The sequence below is a fragment of the Pauljensenia sp. UMB6358 genome (genome assembly GCF_030216865.1).
In the GTDB taxonomy this organism is placed as follows: Bacteria; Actinomycetota; Actinomycetes; order Actinomycetales; family Actinomycetaceae; genus Pauljensenia; species Pauljensenia turicensis_A.
Genome location: NZ_JASOMS010000057.1, coordinates 1 through 375, shown reverse-complemented (window position 1 = coordinate 375; position 375 = coordinate 1). Strand labels below are relative to the sequence as shown.

The 375-nt window shown below is 59.7% G+C and carries 1 protein-coding gene; it reads left to right on the top strand.

The features are described from left to right. Positions 1 to 308 (top strand): hypothetical protein (locus QP381_RS08615; protein WP_285068534.1); only part of this gene is annotated, 308 nt, incomplete at its 5' end. Between the last annotated feature and the right edge of the window lie 67 nt (positions 309 to 375).

Sequence of the window (375 nt, the reverse complement as noted above, 5' to 3'; positions counted from 1 at the left end):
CCGCACTCGCGGGCATCCTGGGCACATTCGTAGTCTCGGTGATAACTCGCGCGCACTGGACGCAAAATACTAAGCGTCTGGTGGCTCTCGCGGTGTACGTGGCGCTCGCGGCGGCGACCTTCGTGTTTATTAAGTATCCGGCGTTTTACCAGTTCGCGATCATGAACCTGGGCGTGGTCGCTGGGGCCGGGCAGATCGCCTACACGATCCTGAAACCTACGGGTTTGATGGATTGGGTGCGCGATATTACTTCCCCGCCTGCTGGTAGGCACCGCGCCCCCACCAAGACCGAGGGGAAGGAGGAGTGAGCTTTTGAGCGGGTTTATTGATGCTCTTGCCACCCTCGGCGGGTTCGGAGGTTTCGCAGCTTTCATC